The sequence below is a fragment of the Xanthomonas sp. NCPPB 1325 genome (assembly GCF_041477645.2).
Lineage (GTDB): Bacteria > Pseudomonadota > Gammaproteobacteria > Xanthomonadales > Xanthomonadaceae > Xanthomonas > Xanthomonas cannabis.
In genome coordinates this window covers 2,723,069-2,740,097 of record NZ_CM192985.1, presented here as the reverse complement: position 1 = coordinate 2,740,097, position 17,029 = coordinate 2,723,069, and the positions used below count along the sequence as shown (strand labels likewise).

Here is a 17,029-nt window from a genome sequence, read left to right as displayed (position 1 = left end):
GGCTTACGGTGCGCCGCCGGCCAGCGCGCCGGTGCTCAATGGGGCGTTGGGTGAGGACGCGTGGGGCGAATCGCTGTGCGGCGATGGAGTGCCTTGGGTCGGCGGGAACATCGCATCCGGTCCCTTGCGGATGGTCTTCAACGACAGCTTGATCGCGATGACCAGCAGCGTGGTGTACAGCGCGGTGAACCCGACCAGCGTCATCACGATCTCGTACAGATCCAGCCCGGATGCGGCGTAGAACGTGGGCAGCACGCCTTCCACCGCCCACGGCTGGCGGCCGTACTCGGCCACGAACCAGCCGCATTCGATCGCGATCCACGGCAGCGGCAACGTCCACAGTGCCAGGGTCAGGAACCAGCGTTTTTCCTGGAAGTTGTGCTTGCACGCAAACCAGAACGCCACCGCAAAGAAGGCGATCAGGTAGATGCCGATGGCCGCCATGATGCGGAAGGTCCAGAACAGCGGCAGCACGCGTGGCACCGTGTCCATCGCGGCCTGGGCGATCTGCTCGGGCGTGGCGTTGCCGATGTCGTCGCGGTAGCGCTTGAGCAGCAGGCCGTGGCCCAGGTCCTGCCAATGCGCGTCGAAGACCTTGCGTGCTTCGGCATCGTTCTTGTCGGCGCGAATGCGTTGCAGTGCGCCGTAGGCGATCTGGCCACCGCGGATGCGGTGCTCGGCACGGCCCACCAATTCAAGAATCCCTGGAATCGGCTCATCCAGCGAACGGGTGGCGATCAGGCCCATCAGGTACGGGATCTTGATCGCGTAATCGTTGCGATGGGTGGTCTGGTTCGGAATGCCGAACGCAGTGAAGTCGGCCGGTGCAGCTTCGGTTTCCCACATCGCCTCGATCGCGGCCAGCTTCATCTTCTGGTGCTCGTTGGCGGCGTAACCGCTTTCATCGCCCAGCACCACCACCGACAGCGACGACAACAGGCCGAACGCGGCGGCCACCGCGAACGAGCGCCGCGCCATCTCCACATGCTTGCCGCGTAGCAGGTAGAACGCGCTGATCGACATCACGAACACCGCACCCAGCGCGTAGCCCGCACTGACGGTGTGCACGAACTTGGCCTGCGCCACCGGGTTGAACAGCACGGCGACAAAGTCGACCACTTCCATGCGCATGGTGTCCGGGTTGAACACCGCACCGGCCGGGTTCTGCATCCAGCCATTGGCGATCAGGATCCACAGCGCGGAGAAGTTGCTGCCCAGCGCCACCAGCCAGGTGGTGATCAGGTGCTGCACCTTGCTCAGGCGGTTCCAGCCCAGGAAGAACAGACCAAGGAAGGTCGCCTCCAGGAAGAAGGCCATCAGCCCTTCGATCGCCAGCGGTGCGCCGAAGATGTCGCCGACGTAATGGCTGTAATACGACCAGTTCATGCCGAACTCGAACTCCATCACGATGCCGGTGCCGACTCCCATGGCGAAGTTGATGCCGAACAGCACGCCCCAGAACATGGTCATGCGTCGCCAGATCTGCTTGCCGGTCATGACGTAGACGCTTTCCATGATGCCGAGCAGGAACGACAGCCCCATGGTCAGCGGCGGAAAGATGAAGTGGTACATCGCGGTGACTGCGAACTGCAGCCGCGACAGTTCGACAACTGTCGAGTCGATCATGGCGGGGTGGCCTGGTTGAGAATCGGTAGTGGATGCGGCGGATCATCTGCTCCTGCCGCGCCCGGCGCGTTGATCCAAATCAATGCGGCCCCGATGAGCTGCGGCACAATGCCCATCCCGCAGTGGCGGGTGGCGACTTACAATCGCTTGCAGTGAGCAGTCTTCGACCGAACCGATGTGAGCCAGCCCAGCGTGCGAGCCAGCGAAACACCCGCCCAGCGCCGCCAGCGCGGCCAATGGCTGGATGCATTGGCCGCACCCGCCGCTCGTGCGCGGCGGCTGGCCGGTGTGGCCGTGGCGCTGTCCGGGGTGCTGCTGCTCGCGCAGGCGGCCGCGATTGCCTGGTTACTGCAGGCCGTGCTGGTGCGGCACATGGCCGTGGCGCAGCTGCGCGACGTGGGTATCGGCCTGCTGGTGGCCGTGCTCGGCCGCGCACTGCTCACTGCCTGGGCGCAAGCGCTGACCGGCGAGGTGGCCGATGTGGCCAAGCGCGCGCTACGCGCACGCATCGCGCGTCGCCTGGTGCAGCACGGGCCGGTATGGCTGCGCCGGCAACGCAGCGGCGAGCTCGGCGAACTGAGCCTGGCGCATACCGATGCGCTGGAAGGGTATTTCGTCGGCTATCGGCTGGCGCGGACCGAGATGCTCCTGGTGCCACCGCTGATCCTGATTGCGGTGTTTTCAGTCGATTGGGTGGTGGGCCTGGTGCTGTTGCTGACCGCGCCGTTGATCCCGTTGTTCATGATGCTGGTGGGCTGGGGCGCCGAGGCCGCCGGCCGCGAGCAGCTGGGCGAGCTGGCACGCATGGGCGGGCATTTCGCCGATCGTCTGAAGGGCCTGGGCCTGCTGCGCGTGTACGGCCGCGGCCAGGCGGAATTGCGCGGGATTGCCGCCGCCGCCGAGGGCGTGCGCGAGCGCTCGCTGAAAGTGCTGCGTATCGCGTTCCTGTCGTCCACCGTGCTGGAGTTCTTCGCGTCGGTGAGCGTGGCGATCGTGGCCTTGTACTTCGGCCTGAGCTATCTGGGCATGCTCGACCTGCATGGGCTGCCGTCGCTGGGCGCGGGCATGTTCTGCTTGCTGCTGGCACCGGAATTCTTCGCGCCGCTGCGGCGTCTTGCTGCGCATTACCACGACCGCGCCAATGCGCTGGCAGCGGTGGCCGAAGCCGAGCGACTGCTGGAAGGCGTCGACGCAGAGCCGGCGCCTGCCGGCGCGCCGCCGCCACGTCCACTGGAGCCGGCGCAGGCGCATGCGCCGCTGCTGCAGGTGCGTGATCTGGCGTTGCGCCCGCCGGGCGCGCCGCATGCGGTGGTGACGCAGTGTTCGCTGGCGTTGCGGCCCGGCCAGCGCGTGGCGTTGATCGGTGCCAGCGGCAGCGGCAAGAGCACCTTGCTGGAGGGCCTGGCCGGTTGGTTGACGCCGGAGGCGGGCAGCGTGGCGCTGCGCCCCGGCACGCGGGTGGGCTACGCCACCCAGCGGCCCTACCTGTTTCACGGCAGCATTGCCGACAACCTACGCCTTGCCGACCCGCAGGCCAGCGACGCGCGACTGCTGGCGGTGGCCGATGCGGCGCAGGTGATGCGGTTTGCCGCGCAGCTGCCGGCCGGCCTGGACACGGTGATCGGCGAACGCGGCTTCGGCCTGTCCGGCGGCGAGGCGCGGCGCGTGGCCTTGGCGCGGCTGCTGTTGCGCGAGCCGGACCTGTTGCTGCTGGACGAGCCCACCGCCTTTCTCGACCCCGACACCGAAGCGGAGCTGCTACGCACGTTGGGCGTGTTTGCGCGCGGTCGTGCAGTGGTGCTGGCCACGCATAGTCCGGCCGTGATGCGCTGGGCCGACACGGTGATCGATCTGCACGGCGCCAGCGTCACGGTGGAGCAGCCATGAGCGACCCACGCCACGATCGTCTGCGCGATGTGTTTCACCGGCATGCATGGCGCCTGCTGCTGTCGGCACTGCTGGTGCTGGTCACCGCGCTTGCCGGCGTGGGGCTGCTGGGCCTGTCCGGCAGCTTCCTGACTGCCGCGGCCCTGGCCGGCGTGGCCGGCATGGGCGCGGGCTTCAATTTCTTCTCGCCCTCGGCGGGCATTCGCGCGCTGACCTTTGCCCGCATCGTGTCGCGCTACGGCGAAAAGGTGATCGGGCACGATGCGACGCTGCGCATTGCGCGCGATCTGCGTGTGTGGTTCTTCCGGCGCGCGCTGCCGCTTGCGCCGGGCCGGTTGTCGGCCACGCGCACCGGCGATCTACTGGCGCGGCTGATGTCCGACATCGGCGAGGTGGACGGTCTGAGCGTGCGTGCGCTTGCCCCGCTGAGCGCACTGCTCGGCATCTGGCTGGCCGGGCTGGTTGCCGCTGCGCTGATCTACCTGCCTGCTGCACTGCTGTTGCTGGTGCTCGGCGTGCTGATCGGCGGGCTGGTGCCGTGGCAGGTTGCACGTGGCGGCGCACAACGCGAGCGGCTGCGTGCGCAGCAGCGCACGGTGCTGCGCACGCAGGCCTTCGAAGGGCTGGAGGGCGCGGCCGATCTGGCCGCCATCGATGCGCAGGGCGCCTGGCTGCAGCAGGCCGATGCCGCTGCCGCCGACGTGGTGCAGGGCGACCGCCTGCAGCGCCGGCACCTGATTGCCGGCACGGCGTTGCATGCGGCGTGCGGCGGCATCGGGCTGGCCGGCATGCTGTGGCTAGCGCTGCACGCTGCCGAGCGCGGGTTGATTGCGGCCGAACTGGCGGCAGGGCTGGTGTTCCTGACCATGGCGCTGCTGGAAGTCTGGGCCGGTGCCGGGCTGGCGCTGCAGGCGTTGCAGAGTGCGCGCGTGGCCGCCAGACGCCTGCAGGCCATCGTCGATCAGGTACCCTCGGTCGGCGATCCTGCGCAGCCCGTCGATGCGCCGGTCAGCGGCACGCTGCAACTGCAGCAGGTGTCCTTCGCGTGGCCGGGCGGCGTGCGTCCGGTGCTGCAGGCGCTGGACCTGACCCTGGCGCCCGGCGAGCGTATCGCCATCAGCGGCGACAGCGGCAGCGGCAAGAGCACCTTGTCGGCCCTGCTGCTGCGCCTGTGGGACCCGCACGCCGGGCAGGTGCGCTATGCCGGCATCGATCTAAAAGCCTTCGCGCAGGCGCAGTGGCATCGGCGCATCGCCTGGCTGCCGCAGAACGCGCCGGTGTTCGCCGGCACCGTGCGAGACAACCTGGCGATCGGCGATGCCGATGCCGACGATGCCGCGCTGTGGGCAGCGCTGGATCAGGTGCGTCTGCGCGACTGGGCCACCGCCCAGGATGGCCTGGACACCTGGGTTGGCGAAAATGGCGCCACGCTCTCCGCAGGCCAGGCGCGCCGCCTCGCACTGGCCCGCGCGCTGTTGCGCAATGCACCGATCCTGCTGCTGGACGAACCCACCGACGGCCTGGACGTGGACACCGCGCATGCCTTGCTGCTCGATCTTGCCGCGGTACTGGGCGAGCGCAGCCTGGTGATGATCACCCACGACAGCGTGCCCGCCGGCGTGGTGCATCGGCACTACCGCATGCGGGGCGGAGTGCTGCAACCGCTGGGGTGAGCCGTCGGACGAGCGGTGCGTCATGCGCCGACAAGACCCAGGTCGACGACACGCCTTAGCCCGTCAGATACACCGCCCACGTCAGGGCCGCGGCGTTCGCCAGCGCGCTGACCCAGAACGCGATCTGGAACGAGGTCTTTACGGTCTTGTGCCGGAACAGCGACTGCGCCAGCAGCGCGCCGGGCCAGCCGCCGAGCAAGGCGATGGCATGCAGGGTCGCTTCCGGGGTGCGGCGCTGGCCGCGCGTGGCGGCGGTCTTGTCCAGCCGATAGGCGATCAGCGCGGCAATGCTCGTTACCGCGTACCAGAGCGCAATCGCAGCCGGTAGCCGGTCTGCGAGCACCAGACCGAGCATGCCGACCGCGAACAGGCCGGCCAGCAGCCGGCGCGGCAGTGCGCTGCTGGCGGTTTGCGAGGGGCGTGCTCTGGCTCTGGAAGTGGCTCTGGACCTGGCAATCAGCAAGCGTCCAGGAAGTCGCGGACTGCCGGGCCGAAGCGGGCGAAATCCACCAGGAAGGCATCGTGGCCCTGCGGCGAATCCAGGCCGATGAAGCGGGCATCGGCGCCGCCTGCGCGCAGGCCCATGGCAATCTGCTCCTGCTGCTGCACCGGAAACAGGATGTCGGTGTTGGCGCCGATCGACAGCGCACGCGCAATGCGGATGGTCGCCAGGCCGGCCAACACTTCGGCGTCGGTGGACACATCTGCGGACGCGATGCTGCTGTGCGTGTCGACGGTCCGCATCGCATCGACCGGGGCCGTGTCCACGGATTCGGCCAGGTCGAACCAGTCCATCGAGCGGCTCAGATACAGATAGCAGTTGGGGTCGAAGAAGCGCACGAAACGGCGCGCATGGCCTTCCAGATAACTTTCCACCTGGAATTCCAGGCCAAACGGGTCGTCGGCGGCCTGTTCGGAATCCAGCCGCACCCGGCCGAAGCGACCATCCCACTCCAGTGCCGAGCGATACGTGATCACGCCAAGCTTGCGCGCCATGCGCATGCCCGATTCCGGGTAGTGCATGTCGTCGTAATTGCCGCCATTCCAGTGCGGGTCCAGCCGGATCGCTTCGCGTTGCAGCGAGCGGATGGCGATGGAAAACGGCAACGCCTGCGCGCTGCCGGAGATGTTGATGTGATTGCGTGCAATGCCTGGATGGCGCAGCAACAATGCCAGCGCCGTCATGCCGCCCATCGAGTTGCCGATCAGGCAGGCCAGCTGGGTGATGCCCAGTGCGCGCACGACATCGGCGGCCGCATCGGCCACGTCTTCGATCGACAGGTCCGGAAATGTCAGCCGATACGGCTGCCCGGTCGCCGGATCGATCGACGCCGGCCCGGTGGAGCCCTTGCAGCTGCCCAGCGAATTGACGCATACCACGAACCAGCGGGCGGTATCGATTGGCTTGCCCGGCCCGACCATCGCGTCCCACCAACCCGGCTCGGGATTGGCCTGGTTCGCTGCAGCGTGCGCGTTCGGCGACAGGCCGGTGACGATCAGTATGGCGTTGCTGCGATCTGCGGCCAGCGTGCCCCAGGTCTCGTACGCCACGCGTGCCTGATGCAACACGCCACCACGTTTCATCGGAAACGGCGAAGGCAGTGCGTGATAGAGCGTGCCGGGAGGAATGAATTCAGTCATGTCGCAATTCTATCTGCCATGGGATGCGCTGGGTGCAGGGCGGGAATCGGGAATCGGGAATGGGGAATGGGGAATTGGTTTGAGCCGTTGCGTGGTGTGATGCCGCTCCTTAAAGCGCGTGGGCTGCAACTTTGCTGCGGGGCCCTTGCCCGCCCACCATCGCAGGACACGCTGCAAGTACGTCCATGTAGCTCCTTGGCGGCATCCATGCCGCCAAGGGTCCCGCGACGGTGGGCGGGCAAGGACCAGTCGGGATGGTCGGTGTGCAGAGCTTTCAACAGAGCAACCAGCAAACCGTGCGACGCGGTGTCTTCGTTCTTCAGTAAAACCACCAGCCAACTGTCTAGCGTGGTGTCCTCGCCGATTGCGGGACCGTTGGCGGCATGGATGCCGCCATCGAGCCTCCACGGACGGATTCACGGCGTGTCCCGCGAGCGGTGAGGGCACCGCGCCCTCGACCAAACTTGAAGATAGCCAAGCGATCGCGACACGCACGATGCAGGCGTCGCTACCTGATTACTTGATCCGGGAAGCAAAGGCGCAGGGCCAGTTATGGTGGTCGGTGCGCAAAGCTTTCAAGCAGTCACGATGGTGGTGCGCAACTGCAGGCGGTTGCAGCCTGCGTGTTGGTCGCTCCCTGTCCATTGACCTCCAAGGCGTGCAATGACACACGGCGAGCACTCAGCGGCCGATCACCAGTTCCACTGGGGCGACTGCCGGCAGTTCCACCGTCACCGGCACGCTCTCGACTTCATCTGCCTGGCGCATGGCGTTGCCGGTGCGCGATAGCCGGGCCAGCACCTGCACCTTGTCCAGTGACGAGAGCGGACGCGTCGGCATCGGGCTGTCGCCGTCGTCGAGGGTGAGGGTCAACGGCAGTTCGCTCAGTGCGTGTTTTTCCACTGCTACCGGCATCGGTGTGTCGGCCGCACGCGCGATCACGAACACGCTGGTGTCGTTGGGCAGGCCGGCCCGTTTTGCGAACTCCGCATCCAGCGTTACACGCACCTGGATGCGTTTGCCAGCGGCTGCATCGGCGGCGGACGCCGCCGGTGTCTGGATCGGCTCCAGCTTGGCTTCCTGCCGCGCGGCGTTGATCTGTTCGAGCAGGCCGGGGCGGGTGCTGGCGTCGACCACCCGCAGCAGCGGTTCCCAGGTGGCGCTGGCTTGGGCGGGTTGGCCGGCCTGACGTTGCACCACGCCCAGGAACCAGCGTGCGCGTTGATGGTCAGGCGCTACCACCAACGCGTGTTCGAGCAGGCGCATGGCCTGCGGGTCCGGGCGGCCGCTGTCGTCGGCCAGCATGCGCGATTGCGCGGCGGCCACCAGCACATCCGGCTCGTCCGGGCGCAGGGCGACCGCGCGCGCGAAGGCATCGCGGGCCTCGGCAAACTTCTGCTGGCTGGACAGCGAGCGCCCCAGCAGCACCCAGCCTTCGGCCTGATCGGGATTGCGCGCCAGCGCCGTGCGCAGCTGCGCAATGGCTTCGTCCAAGGTGCGCGGGGCGGCCGGCCGGTTGGCGGCCTGCTCAATCGCCGAGGGCGTGCCGACCAGCCAGTACAACGCCGCACTGGCGGCCAGCAACAGCAACGCAATGCCGGCCGCCAGGCCGCGCGTTTCACGCCAGAGCGGCCGCAGCGCCACGCCGAACGCGAGCAACGCGATCACGATCACCGCAAAGGCAAAGCCGGCCATCACCACTCCTGCTCGTCGGCGGGTAACGCGGGTGCGGCCGCACTGCGCCGACGCACCACCATCATCACCGCTACCCCGCCCAGCAGCAGCACCAGCAATGGGCCGAACCACAGTAGCCAGGTGCGCGATTCCACCTGCGGGCGGTACAACACGAACTCGCCATACCTGGCGACCAGAAACTGGCGGATCTGCGCATCGCTGCGGCCGTCGTGCATCAGCGCCAGCACTTCGCGACGCAGATCCTGCGCTATCTGCGCGTTGGAATCGGCCAGCGACTGGTTCTGGCACTGCACGCAGCGCAGCTCGGCGGTCAGCGCGTGGAAACGCGCTTCTTCCGCCGCCGAGCGGTACTGCAGCGGCGATGGGTCGCCGACCGGCTGGGCCAGGGCCAGCCAGGGCAGCAACAGCAGCAACGTCAGCAGCCAGGCACGCGTCATTGGTTGGCGTGCAGGTCTGGAGCGGCAGTGGGCGAGCGTTCGATCTTGCTCAGCGCCGGTATCAGCTGGGTGTCGATGATGGATTGGGTCAGCATGCCGCTGTATTTCCAGCGCACCACGCCGCGCCCGTCGACCAGAAACGTCTCCGGCGCGGCAGCGATGCCGAAGTCGATGGCGGTGCGGCCATCTTGATCGGCGACCACCAGCAGATACGGGTTGCCCAGCTGCTCCAGCCAGCGCAACGCATCGGCGCGCTCGTCCTTCCAGTTATAGCCGATCACGCGCACGCGCTTAGTTAGCGCAAAGCGGCTCAGCACCGGATGTTCCTCACGGCAGGCCGGGCACCAGCTGCCCCACACGTTGATGATGTACGGCGCACCGCGCAGCTCGCGCGCATGCACCACGATGCTGGGGTCGTGCAGCAGCGGCAGCGCGAACTCCGGTGCCGGTTTGCCGATCAGCGCGGAGGGCAGGGCATCGCGATCGTCGTGACCTGAGCGCACCACCGCATAGACCAGCAGTGCTGCAAGTGCGAGCAGCAGCACGATGGCGCCCACGAGGACGGCCGTGGGCAGGCGGGGCGAACGTGACTCAACCATCTTGGATCTCCGGAGAACGACGAAAACGCCGGTCGGCGGCTGTGACCAGGCCGCCGAGCGCCATCAGCAGCGCCCCCAGCCAGATCCAGCGCACGAACGGTTTGAGGTGGACGCGCACCGCCCAGGCCTGATTGCCCAGCGGTTCGCCAAGGGCGACATACAGGTCGCCGAACGGGCCGGGGCGGATCGCCGCCTCGGTGAGGGTTTGTCCGCCGCTGGCGTAGCGACGCTTTTCTGCATGCAGCATGCCGACCGGCGCGTCGTCCTTGAGCACCTGCAGGTTGGCGCGGTCGGACACGTAATTGGGTCCCCGCCGTTCTTCCAGGCTGTCGAAGTGCAGCGCATAGCGGCCGAGCTGTACCTGCTGGCCGGGCGCCAGCGCCACTTCGCGCTGCAGGCTCAGCGATTCAACCAGCAAGGCACCGGCCAGGAACACCGCCACGCCCAGATGCGCCAGCACCATGCCCAGCATTTCGGCGGTGTAGCGACGGCCCTTGGCCGCCCGCCGCGTCCACAGGAAGCGTGCGGTGCCCAGCATCACCCAGGCCGCACCGGCCACACCAATCGCGGCCTTGAACTGGCCTTGCGGCGCCATGAACCAGGCCAGCGCTCCGGCCGCCAGCGCCAGGGCCGCCCACGGCGCCAGCAGCGCCAGCGGCCGCGAGGCCTGTTCGCGCTGCCAGCGGGTGAGCGGGCCGAACGGCAGCAACGCCACCAGCGGCGCCATCAACACCACGAATAAGGTGCCGAAGTAGGGCGGGCCGACCGACAACTTGCCCAGGCCCAGCGCATCGGCCAGCAGCGGATACAGCGTGCCCAGCAACACCATCGCGCAGGCGCAGGCGAGCAGCAGATTGTTCAACAGCAACAAGGTTTCGCGCGAGCTGCCGGCAAATGCGCGGCGCGGGTCAGCGTCGGCCGACATCCGTGGCGCGCGCAATGCGTACAGCAGCAGCGAGCCACCGACCACCGCCAGCAGGAACACCAGGATGAACAGTCCGCGTGACGGGTCCGCGGCAAACGAATGCACGCTGGTCAACACGCCCGAGCGCACCAGGAAGGTACCCAGCAACGACAGCGCAAAGGCGGCAATGGCCAGCAGCAGGGTCCAGCTGGCAAAGCTGCCGCGTTTTTCGGTGACCGCCTGCGAATGCAGCAGGGCGGTGCCGACCAGCCACGGCATGAAACTGGCGTTTTCCACCGGATCCCAGAACCACCAGCCGCCCCAGCCCAGTTCGTAATACGCCCACCAGCTGCCCAGCGCGATGCCCACGGTGAGCATCGACCACGCCACATTGGTCCACGGCCGCGTCCAGCGTAGCCAGCGTGCGTCCATGCGGCCTTCCAGCAATGCAGCAATGGCGAAGGCGAACGGCACCGCAAAGCCGACATAGCCGCAATACAGCATCGGCGGATGGATGATCAGGCCCGGATCCTGAAGCAGTGGATTGAGGTCGGCGCCTTCCAGCGGTACCGGCACCAGGCGCGCAAACGGGTTGGAGGTGAACAACAGGAAGGCCAGAAAGCCGACGCTGATCAGCGCCATCACCCCGAGCACGCGCGCCACGACCTGTGCCGGCAATTGCCGCGACCACAGCGCCACCGCGCCGGTCCACAGCGCCAGTACCAGGGTCCACAGCAGCAGCGAGCCTTCGTGCGCGCCCCAGACTGCCGAGTAGCGGTACATGACCGGCAGCAGGCTGTTGGAATTTTCGGCGACATAGCGCACCGAAAAGTCCTGGACCAGAAACGCGTGCGTCAGCACCGCAAAGGCGGTGGCGATCAGGCCAAGCTGCACCAGCGCTGCCGGCCGCGCCACTGCCATCCAGCTGCTGCGGCCACGCTGGGCTCCGGCCATCGGCACGGCGGCCTGCACCAGCGCCACCAGCAGGGCCAGCACCAGCAGGAAGGTGCCGAGTTCAGGAAGCATGGGAGAGCCGGGACCCAGGACCCGGGACCCGCGACCCGGGAGGAGCAGGGCTTGGGGCGCAGCCGAGACGCATGCGAGGAGCTATCGCCGACAGGCCTGCTTCGGCGGCAAAGCGCCTTGTCCGGGTCCCGGGTCCCGGGTCCCGGGTCCCAACATTCCCCAAGCCCGGATCACCACGACGCATGCGCAAGAACACATCTGCACTGGCCGCAACGCGCCCTTCCCGGGTCCCCGGTCCCGGGTCCCGGGTCCCGACATTCCCCAAGCTCGGATTTCCGCGACGCATGCGCAAGAACACGTCTGCACTGGCCGCAACGCGCCCTTCCCGGGTCCCCGGTCCCGGGTCCCGGGTCCCGACATGCCTTTCCCTCACTGCGGCCCCTCCACGCGATGCTTGCGGTGCGCACTGCCCATCTTGTCGGCCACTTCCTTGGGCATATAGGTTTCATCGTGCTTGGCCAGCACATCTTCGGCCACGAACACGCCCTGCTGCATGCGACCGGTGGCCACCACCGCCTGACCTTCGCGGAACAGGTCGGGCAGGATGCGGTCGTAGCGTACCGGCAGCTGCGCGTCGCCATCGGTAACGCGGAACTGCGCTTCCAGCGAACCGGAGGCTCTTTTGAAGGAGCCTTTCTCGACCATGCCGCCAAGCCGAAAACGGGAGTGCGCGCCGGCATCGCCACGCAGCACTTCCGAAGGCGTGTAGAGGTAGGCCACGTTGCGCTGCAGGGCCATGGCCACCAGCGTGGTCGCCAGCCCCCCGGCCAGCACCAGCGCGATCACCAGCCATAGACGGCGGCGACGTTGCGGGTTCATCGGCTCAGCTCTGCATCACTGGGCAGCACGCGCTTGCGCTCACGCAGGCGGCGCGCCTGCGCAACCCTCAATGCACGGCGCACCTGCCAGCGGCCGGCGATCAAGTCCCACAGCAGCACCAGCACGAACACCGCATAGGCAGCGACGACATAGGGTAGGTAGCTCATGCCGTGCCCTCCGCATCGCGCACGATCCAGGCCTTGCCGGCCTCGCGGCGCAGGTTGTCGGCGCGCGCGCGGGTGAGCAGGGAGCCGGCGAACCAGAACTTGGTGCCGATCACCATCAGCCACAACGGCAGCAACATGCTGGCATCGATGGTCGATGGCCCGAACAGGCGAATGCTCTGGCCCTGGTGCAGCGAATTCCACCACACCACCGAGTAGCGGATCACCGGCAGCAGCACCACGCCGACGATCGCCAGCAAGCCAGCCGCGCGTGCGGCCTGGCGACGGTCATCGATGGCGTGGTACAGCCCGATCACCCCCAGATACAGGAACAACAGGATCAGTTCGGTGGTCAGGCGCGGGTCCCAGTCCCACCAGGCGCCCCACATCGGCTTGCCCCAGATGCTGCCGGTCAACAGCGTGATCACGGTGAACGCCGCGCCGATGGGCGCGCATGCCATCGCCAGGATCTCGCACACCTTGATGCGCCAGATCAGCGCGATCGCCGCGTACACCGCCATCAGCCCAAACACGAACAGGCTCATCCACGCACTCGGCACATGGATATACAGGATGCGGAAACTGTCGCCCTGCTGGTAATCGGCCGGCACCGCAAACAAGGCCTGCCAGATGCCGGCGCCCAGCAGCAACGCGGCCAGCGCATGGCACCACGGCGCCCAGCGCGCAGTGAATCGGTCGAAGATCGGGGGCGAGGCGAGTTGGTGGAACCAGCGGGCGACGACGTTCATGCGGTGGCGACGGCTCTTGGCATGGCGATGGCTTCTTGCATGGAGACAGCTCTCGGTACGACACCGCCGTACGACCTACGGTGTCCCGTCAACGGCGCATCTGTAACGTCGATCAGCTCAGCGAAATGCGGATCGCCGCCGCCGCTGCCAGCGGTGCCAGCACGATGCCGATCACCAAGCCCGCACCCAGCAGCAGCAACGCACCCACCGCATCCTGCCCTTGTCCGCTTGCCGCCACGCTGCCGGCCCCGAACACCAGCACCGGCACATACAACGGCAGCGCCAGCAATGCCACGAGAATACCAGAGCGTTTCATGGTGACAGTCAGTGCAGCGACCACCGCGCCGAGCAGGCTCAAAAGCGGTGTGCCCAGCGCCAACGATGCCAGCAGCACCGGCAATTGGTCATGCGGCAGGTGCAGCAATTCGCCGAGCAGCGGCGTCACAGCAATCAGCGGCAACGCACTGGTTGCCCAATGCAGCAGCACGCGCACCGCAATCAACCAGGCCAGCGGCACCGGTGCCAGCAGCCACTGCTCCATCGAGCCGTCGTCGACATCGCTGCGGAACAGCGCGTCCAGCGACAACAGGCCGGCGAGCAGCACCGACAGCCATAGCACCGCCGGTGCCGCCTGCGCCAACAGGTCCGGGCGTCCGCCCAGGCCCAGCGCGAACAGCACCACGATCAGCAGCGCGAACAGCGCCGGCTGCAGTGCGTCGCTGCGACGGCGCCACAGCAGCTGCAGATCGCGACGCAACAGCGCGCGGCCAGCCTGCAGCAACGAGGGTTGTGGCGAAGGCGTGCTCATGCTGCCGCCTCCAGGGTGAGCATACGGGTGCGCACCGGCGGCGCCGCATAGGCGCCATGGGTGGTAACCAGCGCCGCGCCGCCGCCGCGCAGGTGCGCGGAGATCATCCGGTTGACCAGGGTGATGCCGTCCAGATCCAGATTCGCGTACGGCTCGTCCAGCAGCCACAGCGGCGCCGGCGACAGCCACAGCCGCGCCAGCGCCAGGCGCTTGCGTTGCCCGGCCGACAATTGCCGCACCAGGGCATCTTCGTAGCCGGCCAGCCCCACGATGGCCAGCGCGCTGCCCGGCATCTGCTTGGCCCGCCGGCCATGCAGGCCGCACAGGAAGTGCAGGTTCTCCAGGGTGCTGAGGTCGGCCTTCAGGCCGGGCAGGTGGCCCAGGTAGGCCATGAAGCGGCTGCGGTCGCCGCGCCGCGCAGTCTTGCCGTCGATCTGGATCTGCCCGCGCTCCACATGCAGCAGCCCGGCCAGCACGCGCAACAGCGTGGTCTTGCCGGCGCCATTGTCGCCCTGCACCAACAGGGCTTCGCCGGCATCGACATGGAAATCCAGCGGGCCGAACACCGGCTCCTCGTTGCGGTTGAAGGCCAGGGCGTGCGCCGCCAGCAGCGGTGGCGCGGTGTGCAGCGGTTCGATCATCGGTGCAGCGGGCTCCCGTCGCAGGACGGCATGGGGGAAGGACCGGGGCGAGGGCGCACCAGACCGGGCGCGCATTGTAGCGACGATGGTGGCACGCCGGGGACGTATGAGGCAGCGCCGGAGGCGCCGCGGTGGGTCGGGGAACGCTGTTTTGCAGCGTCCGAACGCACCCGCCTGGCGGCTTTGCGTACACTCGCGGTCCCCCGTTTCTTGTCCGGACAGGCACCATGCTCCTCACGACCAAGCTGCCCAAGGTGGGCACCACCATCTTTACCGTCATGTCGCAGCTGGCGGCCGAGCACGGCGCGGTCAACCTGGGTCAGGGCTTCCCGGATTTCGCGGTGCCGCAGCGCCTGGTCGAGGAACTGGACCAAGCCATGCGCGCCGGCCACAACCAGTACCCGCCGATGACCGGCGTGGCGGCGCTGCGTCAGGCCATCGCCGGCAAGGCGCAGCGCTGCTACGGCGCGCAGGTCGATGCCGATACCGAGATCACCGTGACCAGCGGCGCCACCGAGGCCATCTTCAACGCCATCCACGCGGTGGTGCGCGCCGGCGAGGAGGTCATCGTGCTGGACCCGGCCTACGACTGCTACGAGCCGGCGATCGATCTGGCTGGCGCGCGTGCGGTGCACGTGGCATTGCACCCGCAGACCTTCGCGGTCGACTGGGACGCCTTGCGCGCCGCGATCACGCCGAAGACGCGCCTGTTGATGATCAATTCGCCGCACAACCCCTCCGGCGCCATGCTCTCGGCCGACGACATGCAGACGCTGACCGAGCTGCTACGCGGCACCGACATCTTCCTGCTCTCGGACGAGGTCTACGAGCACATCGTGTTCGACGGCCACCGCCACGAATCGGTGCTGCGCTGGCCGGAACTGCGCGAGCGCGCGTTCGTGGTTTCCAGTTTCGGCAAGACCTATCACTGCACCGGCTGGAAGATCGGCTACGCCATCGCACCGCCGGCGCTGACGGCCGAATTTCGCAAGGTGCACCAGTACAACACCTTCACCAGTTTCGGCCCGGCCCAGCACGCCTTTGCCGCGATGATCCGCGACGAACCCGAACACGACGAACAACTGGGCGCCTTCTATCAGGCCAAGCGCGACCGTTTCCGCGAACAGTTGCTGACCACGCGCCTGAAGCCGCTGCCGGTGCCCGGCGGCTACTTCCAGCTGGTGGACTATTCGGCCATCAGCGATCTGCCCGACACCGAGTTCGTGAAATGGCTGACGGTGGAGAAGGGCGTCGCCGCGATCCCGCTATCGCCGTTCTACGAAAACGCACCGGCTGGGCAGCGCTTGGCAAGGCTGTGCTTCGCCAAGAACGATGCAACGTTGGACGCCGCAATCGAGCGTTTGCAGAAGCTCTGACGAGCTGGGATTCGGGAGTCGGGATTGGGGATTGGCAACGGCGGCGCGCCGCTTGTCGCTTCGAATCTATACGACACCGATAGCACCAAGCCGCCCGACACCCGCTATTTCGAATCCCCAATCCCGAATCCCAAATCCCCGTCTCTCTATGAACGATCTGCGCATCTCCCTGATCCAAGGCGACACCCGCTGGCATGACCCGGCTGGCAATCGCGATTATTACGGCGCGTTGCTGGAGCCACTGACCGGGCAGACCGATCTGGTGATCCTGCCGGAGACCTTCACCAGCGGGTTTTCCAACGACGCCATCGACAAGGCCGAAGGCATGGACGGGCCGACCGTGGCCTGGGTGCGCGCGCAGGCGGCGCGGCTGCGTGCGGCGGTCACCGGTAGCGTGCAATTGCGCACCGATGCGGGGGTGTTCAATCGGCTGCTGTGGGCCACGCCCGATGGCGCGCTGCAGTACTACGACAAGCGTCACCTGTTCCGCTTCGGCAACGAGCATCTGCGCTATGCGGCAGGGCGCGATCGCCTCTGCGTCGAGTGGAAGGGCTGGCGGATCAATCCGCAGGTCTGCTACGACCTGCGCTTTCCGGTGTTCTGCCGCAACCGCTTCGATGTGGAACGCCCCGGACAGTTGGATTTCGATCTGCAACTGTTCGTCGCCAACTGGCCGTCCGCCCGCGCCTATGCGTGGAAGACCTTGCTGCGCGCCCGTGCGATCGAAAACCTGTGCTTCGTTGCCGCGGTCAACCGCATCGGTGTGGACGGCAACCAGTTGCACTACGCCGGCGACAGCGCGGTGATCGATTTTCTCGGCCAGCCGCAGGTCGAAATCCGCGAACGCGAACAGGTCGTCACCACCACCATCAGTGCAGCCGCACTGGCCGAGCACCGCGCCCGCTTCCCGGCGATGCTGGATGCCGATCGATTCGAGATTCGGGATGTGTAAGCCGGGATTGGTGCAAGCCAATCCAGTCCAGG

At 67.4% G+C, this 17,029-nt stretch carries 16 protein-coding genes; 4 read left to right on the top strand and 12 right to left on the bottom strand.

The features are described 5' to 3' along the window. Positions 1-3: 3 nt before the first annotated feature. A complete protein-coding gene (locus ACCQ10_RS11715) occupies positions 4-1,626 on the bottom strand; it encodes a cytochrome ubiquinol oxidase subunit I (RefSeq protein ID WP_372360728.1) in 1,623 nt (540 codons plus the stop codon). 177 nt (positions 1,627-1,803) lie between these two features. On the opposite strand from ACCQ10_RS11715, the gene cydD reads away from it, so the two are divergent. Beyond that, complete coding sequence (cydD, locus tag ACCQ10_RS11710) at positions 1,804-3,513, top strand: thiol reductant ABC exporter subunit CydD (protein WP_372360727.1); 1,710 nt, start codon at positions 1,804-1,806, stop codon at positions 3,511-3,513. Next, the gene (gene cydC, locus ACCQ10_RS11705; protein ID WP_372360726.1) at positions 3,510-5,186 is read left to right on the top strand and encodes a thiol reductant ABC exporter subunit CydC; all 1,677 of its coding nucleotides are present in this window, start codon (positions 3,510-3,512) and stop codon (positions 5,184-5,186) included. The genes cydD and cydC overlap by 4 nt, the downstream gene beginning before the upstream one ends. A gap of 55 nt (positions 5,187-5,241) precedes the next feature. On the opposite strand, the gene ACCQ10_RS11700 is transcribed toward cydC, so the two are convergent. From ACCQ10_RS11700 to ccmA, 11 genes are all read right to left on the bottom strand, one after another. Continuing rightward, positions 5,242-5,541 carry a DUF1294 domain-containing protein gene (locus ACCQ10_RS11700; protein ID WP_372360725.1) on the bottom strand — a complete coding sequence of 100 codons (300 nt, stop codon included), beginning with the start codon at positions 5,539-5,541 and terminating at the stop codon, positions 5,242-5,244. A 101-nt stretch (positions 5,542-5,642) separates the two neighbouring features. Continuing rightward, positions 5,643-6,827, bottom strand: a complete 1,185-nt coding sequence (metX, locus tag ACCQ10_RS11695; protein ID WP_372360724.1) for a homoserine O-acetyltransferase MetX — start codon at positions 6,825-6,827, stop codon at positions 5,643-5,645. Positions 6,828-7,508: 681 nt separating this feature from the next. Continuing rightward, positions 7,509-8,522, bottom strand: coding sequence for a tetratricopeptide repeat protein (locus ACCQ10_RS11690; RefSeq protein WP_372360723.1), 1,014 nt, complete (start codon positions 8,520-8,522; stop codon positions 7,509-7,511). Further along, entirely contained in the window at positions 8,522-8,959 is a 438-nt protein-coding gene (locus tag ACCQ10_RS11685; RefSeq protein ID WP_047696546.1) for a cytochrome c-type biogenesis protein, read from the bottom strand. The genes ACCQ10_RS11690 and ACCQ10_RS11685 overlap by 1 nt, the downstream gene beginning before the upstream one ends. After that, the gene (locus ACCQ10_RS11680; RefSeq protein ID WP_039565919.1) at positions 8,956-9,558 is read right to left on the bottom strand and encodes a DsbE family thiol:disulfide interchange protein; all 603 of its coding nucleotides are present in this window, start codon (positions 9,556-9,558) and stop codon (positions 8,956-8,958) included. The genes ACCQ10_RS11685 and ACCQ10_RS11680 overlap by 4 nt, the downstream gene beginning before the upstream one ends. Continuing rightward, positions 9,551-11,488: a heme lyase CcmF/NrfE family subunit gene (locus ACCQ10_RS11675; RefSeq protein WP_372360722.1), complete on the bottom strand. Its 1,938-nt coding sequence runs from the start codon at positions 11,486-11,488 to the stop codon at positions 9,551-9,553. The genes ACCQ10_RS11680 and ACCQ10_RS11675 overlap by 8 nt, the downstream gene beginning before the upstream one ends. A gap of 369 nt (positions 11,489-11,857) precedes the next feature. After that, the gene (ccmE, locus tag ACCQ10_RS11670) at positions 11,858-12,307 is read right to left on the bottom strand and encodes a cytochrome c maturation protein CcmE (protein WP_039565925.1); all 450 of its coding nucleotides are present in this window, start codon (positions 12,305-12,307) and stop codon (positions 11,858-11,860) included. Further along, a complete protein-coding gene (locus ACCQ10_RS11665) occupies positions 12,304-12,474 on the bottom strand; it encodes a heme exporter protein CcmD (protein WP_166751088.1) in 171 nt (56 codons plus the stop codon). Before ACCQ10_RS11665 ends, ccmE begins: the two co-directional genes overlap by 4 nt. Then, positions 12,471-13,220 (bottom strand): heme ABC transporter permease, encoded by a 750-nt coding sequence (locus tag ACCQ10_RS11660; protein ID WP_372360720.1) that lies wholly within the window; start codon positions 13,218-13,220, stop codon positions 12,471-12,473. Before ACCQ10_RS11660 ends, ACCQ10_RS11665 begins: the two co-directional genes overlap by 4 nt. A 112-nt stretch (positions 13,221-13,332) precedes the next feature. Then, positions 13,333-14,028, bottom strand: coding sequence for a heme exporter protein CcmB (ccmB, locus tag ACCQ10_RS11655; protein WP_039414310.1), 696 nt, complete (start codon positions 14,026-14,028; stop codon positions 13,333-13,335). Beyond that, positions 14,025-14,669: a heme ABC exporter ATP-binding protein CcmA gene (gene ccmA / locus ACCQ10_RS11650; RefSeq protein ID WP_372360719.1), complete on the bottom strand. Its 645-nt coding sequence runs from the start codon at positions 14,667-14,669 to the stop codon at positions 14,025-14,027. Before ccmA ends, ccmB begins: the two co-directional genes overlap by 4 nt. Before the next feature lie 227 nt (positions 14,670-14,896). Between ccmA and ACCQ10_RS11645 the strand changes: the two genes are divergently transcribed. Both ACCQ10_RS11645 and ACCQ10_RS11640 read left to right on the top strand, forming a co-directional pair. After that, a complete protein-coding gene (locus ACCQ10_RS11645; RefSeq protein ID WP_372360718.1) occupies positions 14,897-16,045 on the top strand; it encodes a pyridoxal phosphate-dependent aminotransferase in 1,149 nt (382 codons plus the stop codon). Between the two features lie 148 nt (positions 16,046-16,193). Then, positions 16,194-16,997, top strand: a complete 804-nt coding sequence (locus tag ACCQ10_RS11640; RefSeq protein ID WP_372360717.1) for an amidohydrolase — start codon at positions 16,194-16,196, stop codon at positions 16,995-16,997. The last annotated feature ends 32 nt before the right edge of the window (positions 16,998-17,029 follow it).

Excerpts from the sequence above, each read along its gene's own strand:
- ACCQ10_RS11715 (WP_372360728.1), bottom strand. The coding sequence starts at position 1,626 with ATGATCGACTCGACAGTTGTCGAACTGTCGCGGCTGCAGTTCGCAGTC.
- cydC (WP_372360726.1), top strand. The coding sequence starts at position 3,510 with ATGAGCGACCCACGCCACGATCGTCTGCGCGATGTGTTTCACCGGCAT.
- ACCQ10_RS11700 (WP_372360725.1), bottom strand. The coding sequence starts at position 5,541 with ATGCTCGGTCTGGTGCTCGCAGACCGGCTACCGGCTGCGATTGCGCTC.
- metX (WP_372360724.1), bottom strand. The coding sequence starts at position 6,827 with ATGACTGAATTCATTCCTCCCGGCACGCTCTATCACGCACTGCCTTCG.
- ACCQ10_RS11690 (WP_372360723.1), bottom strand. The coding sequence starts at position 8,522 with ATGGCCGGCTTTGCCTTTGCGGTGATCGTGATCGCGTTGCTCGCGTTC.
- ACCQ10_RS11685 (WP_047696546.1), bottom strand. The coding sequence starts at position 8,959 with ATGACGCGTGCCTGGCTGCTGACGTTGCTGCTGTTGCTGCCCTGGCTG.
- ACCQ10_RS11680 (WP_039565919.1), bottom strand. The coding sequence starts at position 9,558 with ATGGTTGAGTCACGTTCGCCCCGCCTGCCCACGGCCGTCCTCGTGGGC.
- ACCQ10_RS11675 (WP_372360722.1), bottom strand. The coding sequence starts at position 11,488 with ATGCTTCCTGAACTCGGCACCTTCCTGCTGGTGCTGGCCCTGCTGGTG.
- ccmE (WP_039565925.1), bottom strand. The coding sequence starts at position 12,307 with ATGAACCCGCAACGTCGCCGCCGTCTATGGCTGGTGATCGCGCTGGTG.
- ACCQ10_RS11665 (WP_166751088.1), bottom strand. The coding sequence starts at position 12,474 with ATGAGCTACCTACCCTATGTCGTCGCTGCCTATGCGGTGTTCGTGCTG.
- ACCQ10_RS11660 (WP_372360720.1), bottom strand. The coding sequence starts at position 13,220 with ATGAACGTCGTCGCCCGCTGGTTCCACCAACTCGCCTCGCCCCCGATC.
- ccmB (WP_039414310.1), bottom strand. The coding sequence starts at position 14,028 with ATGAGCACGCCTTCGCCACAACCCTCGTTGCTGCAGGCTGGCCGCGCG.
- ccmA (WP_372360719.1), bottom strand. The coding sequence starts at position 14,669 with ATGATCGAACCGCTGCACACCGCGCCACCGCTGCTGGCGGCGCACGCC.
- ACCQ10_RS11645 (WP_372360718.1), top strand. The coding sequence starts at position 14,897 with ATGCTCCTCACGACCAAGCTGCCCAAGGTGGGCACCACCATCTTTACC.
- ACCQ10_RS11640 (WP_372360717.1), top strand. The coding sequence starts at position 16,194 with ATGAACGATCTGCGCATCTCCCTGATCCAAGGCGACACCCGCTGGCAT.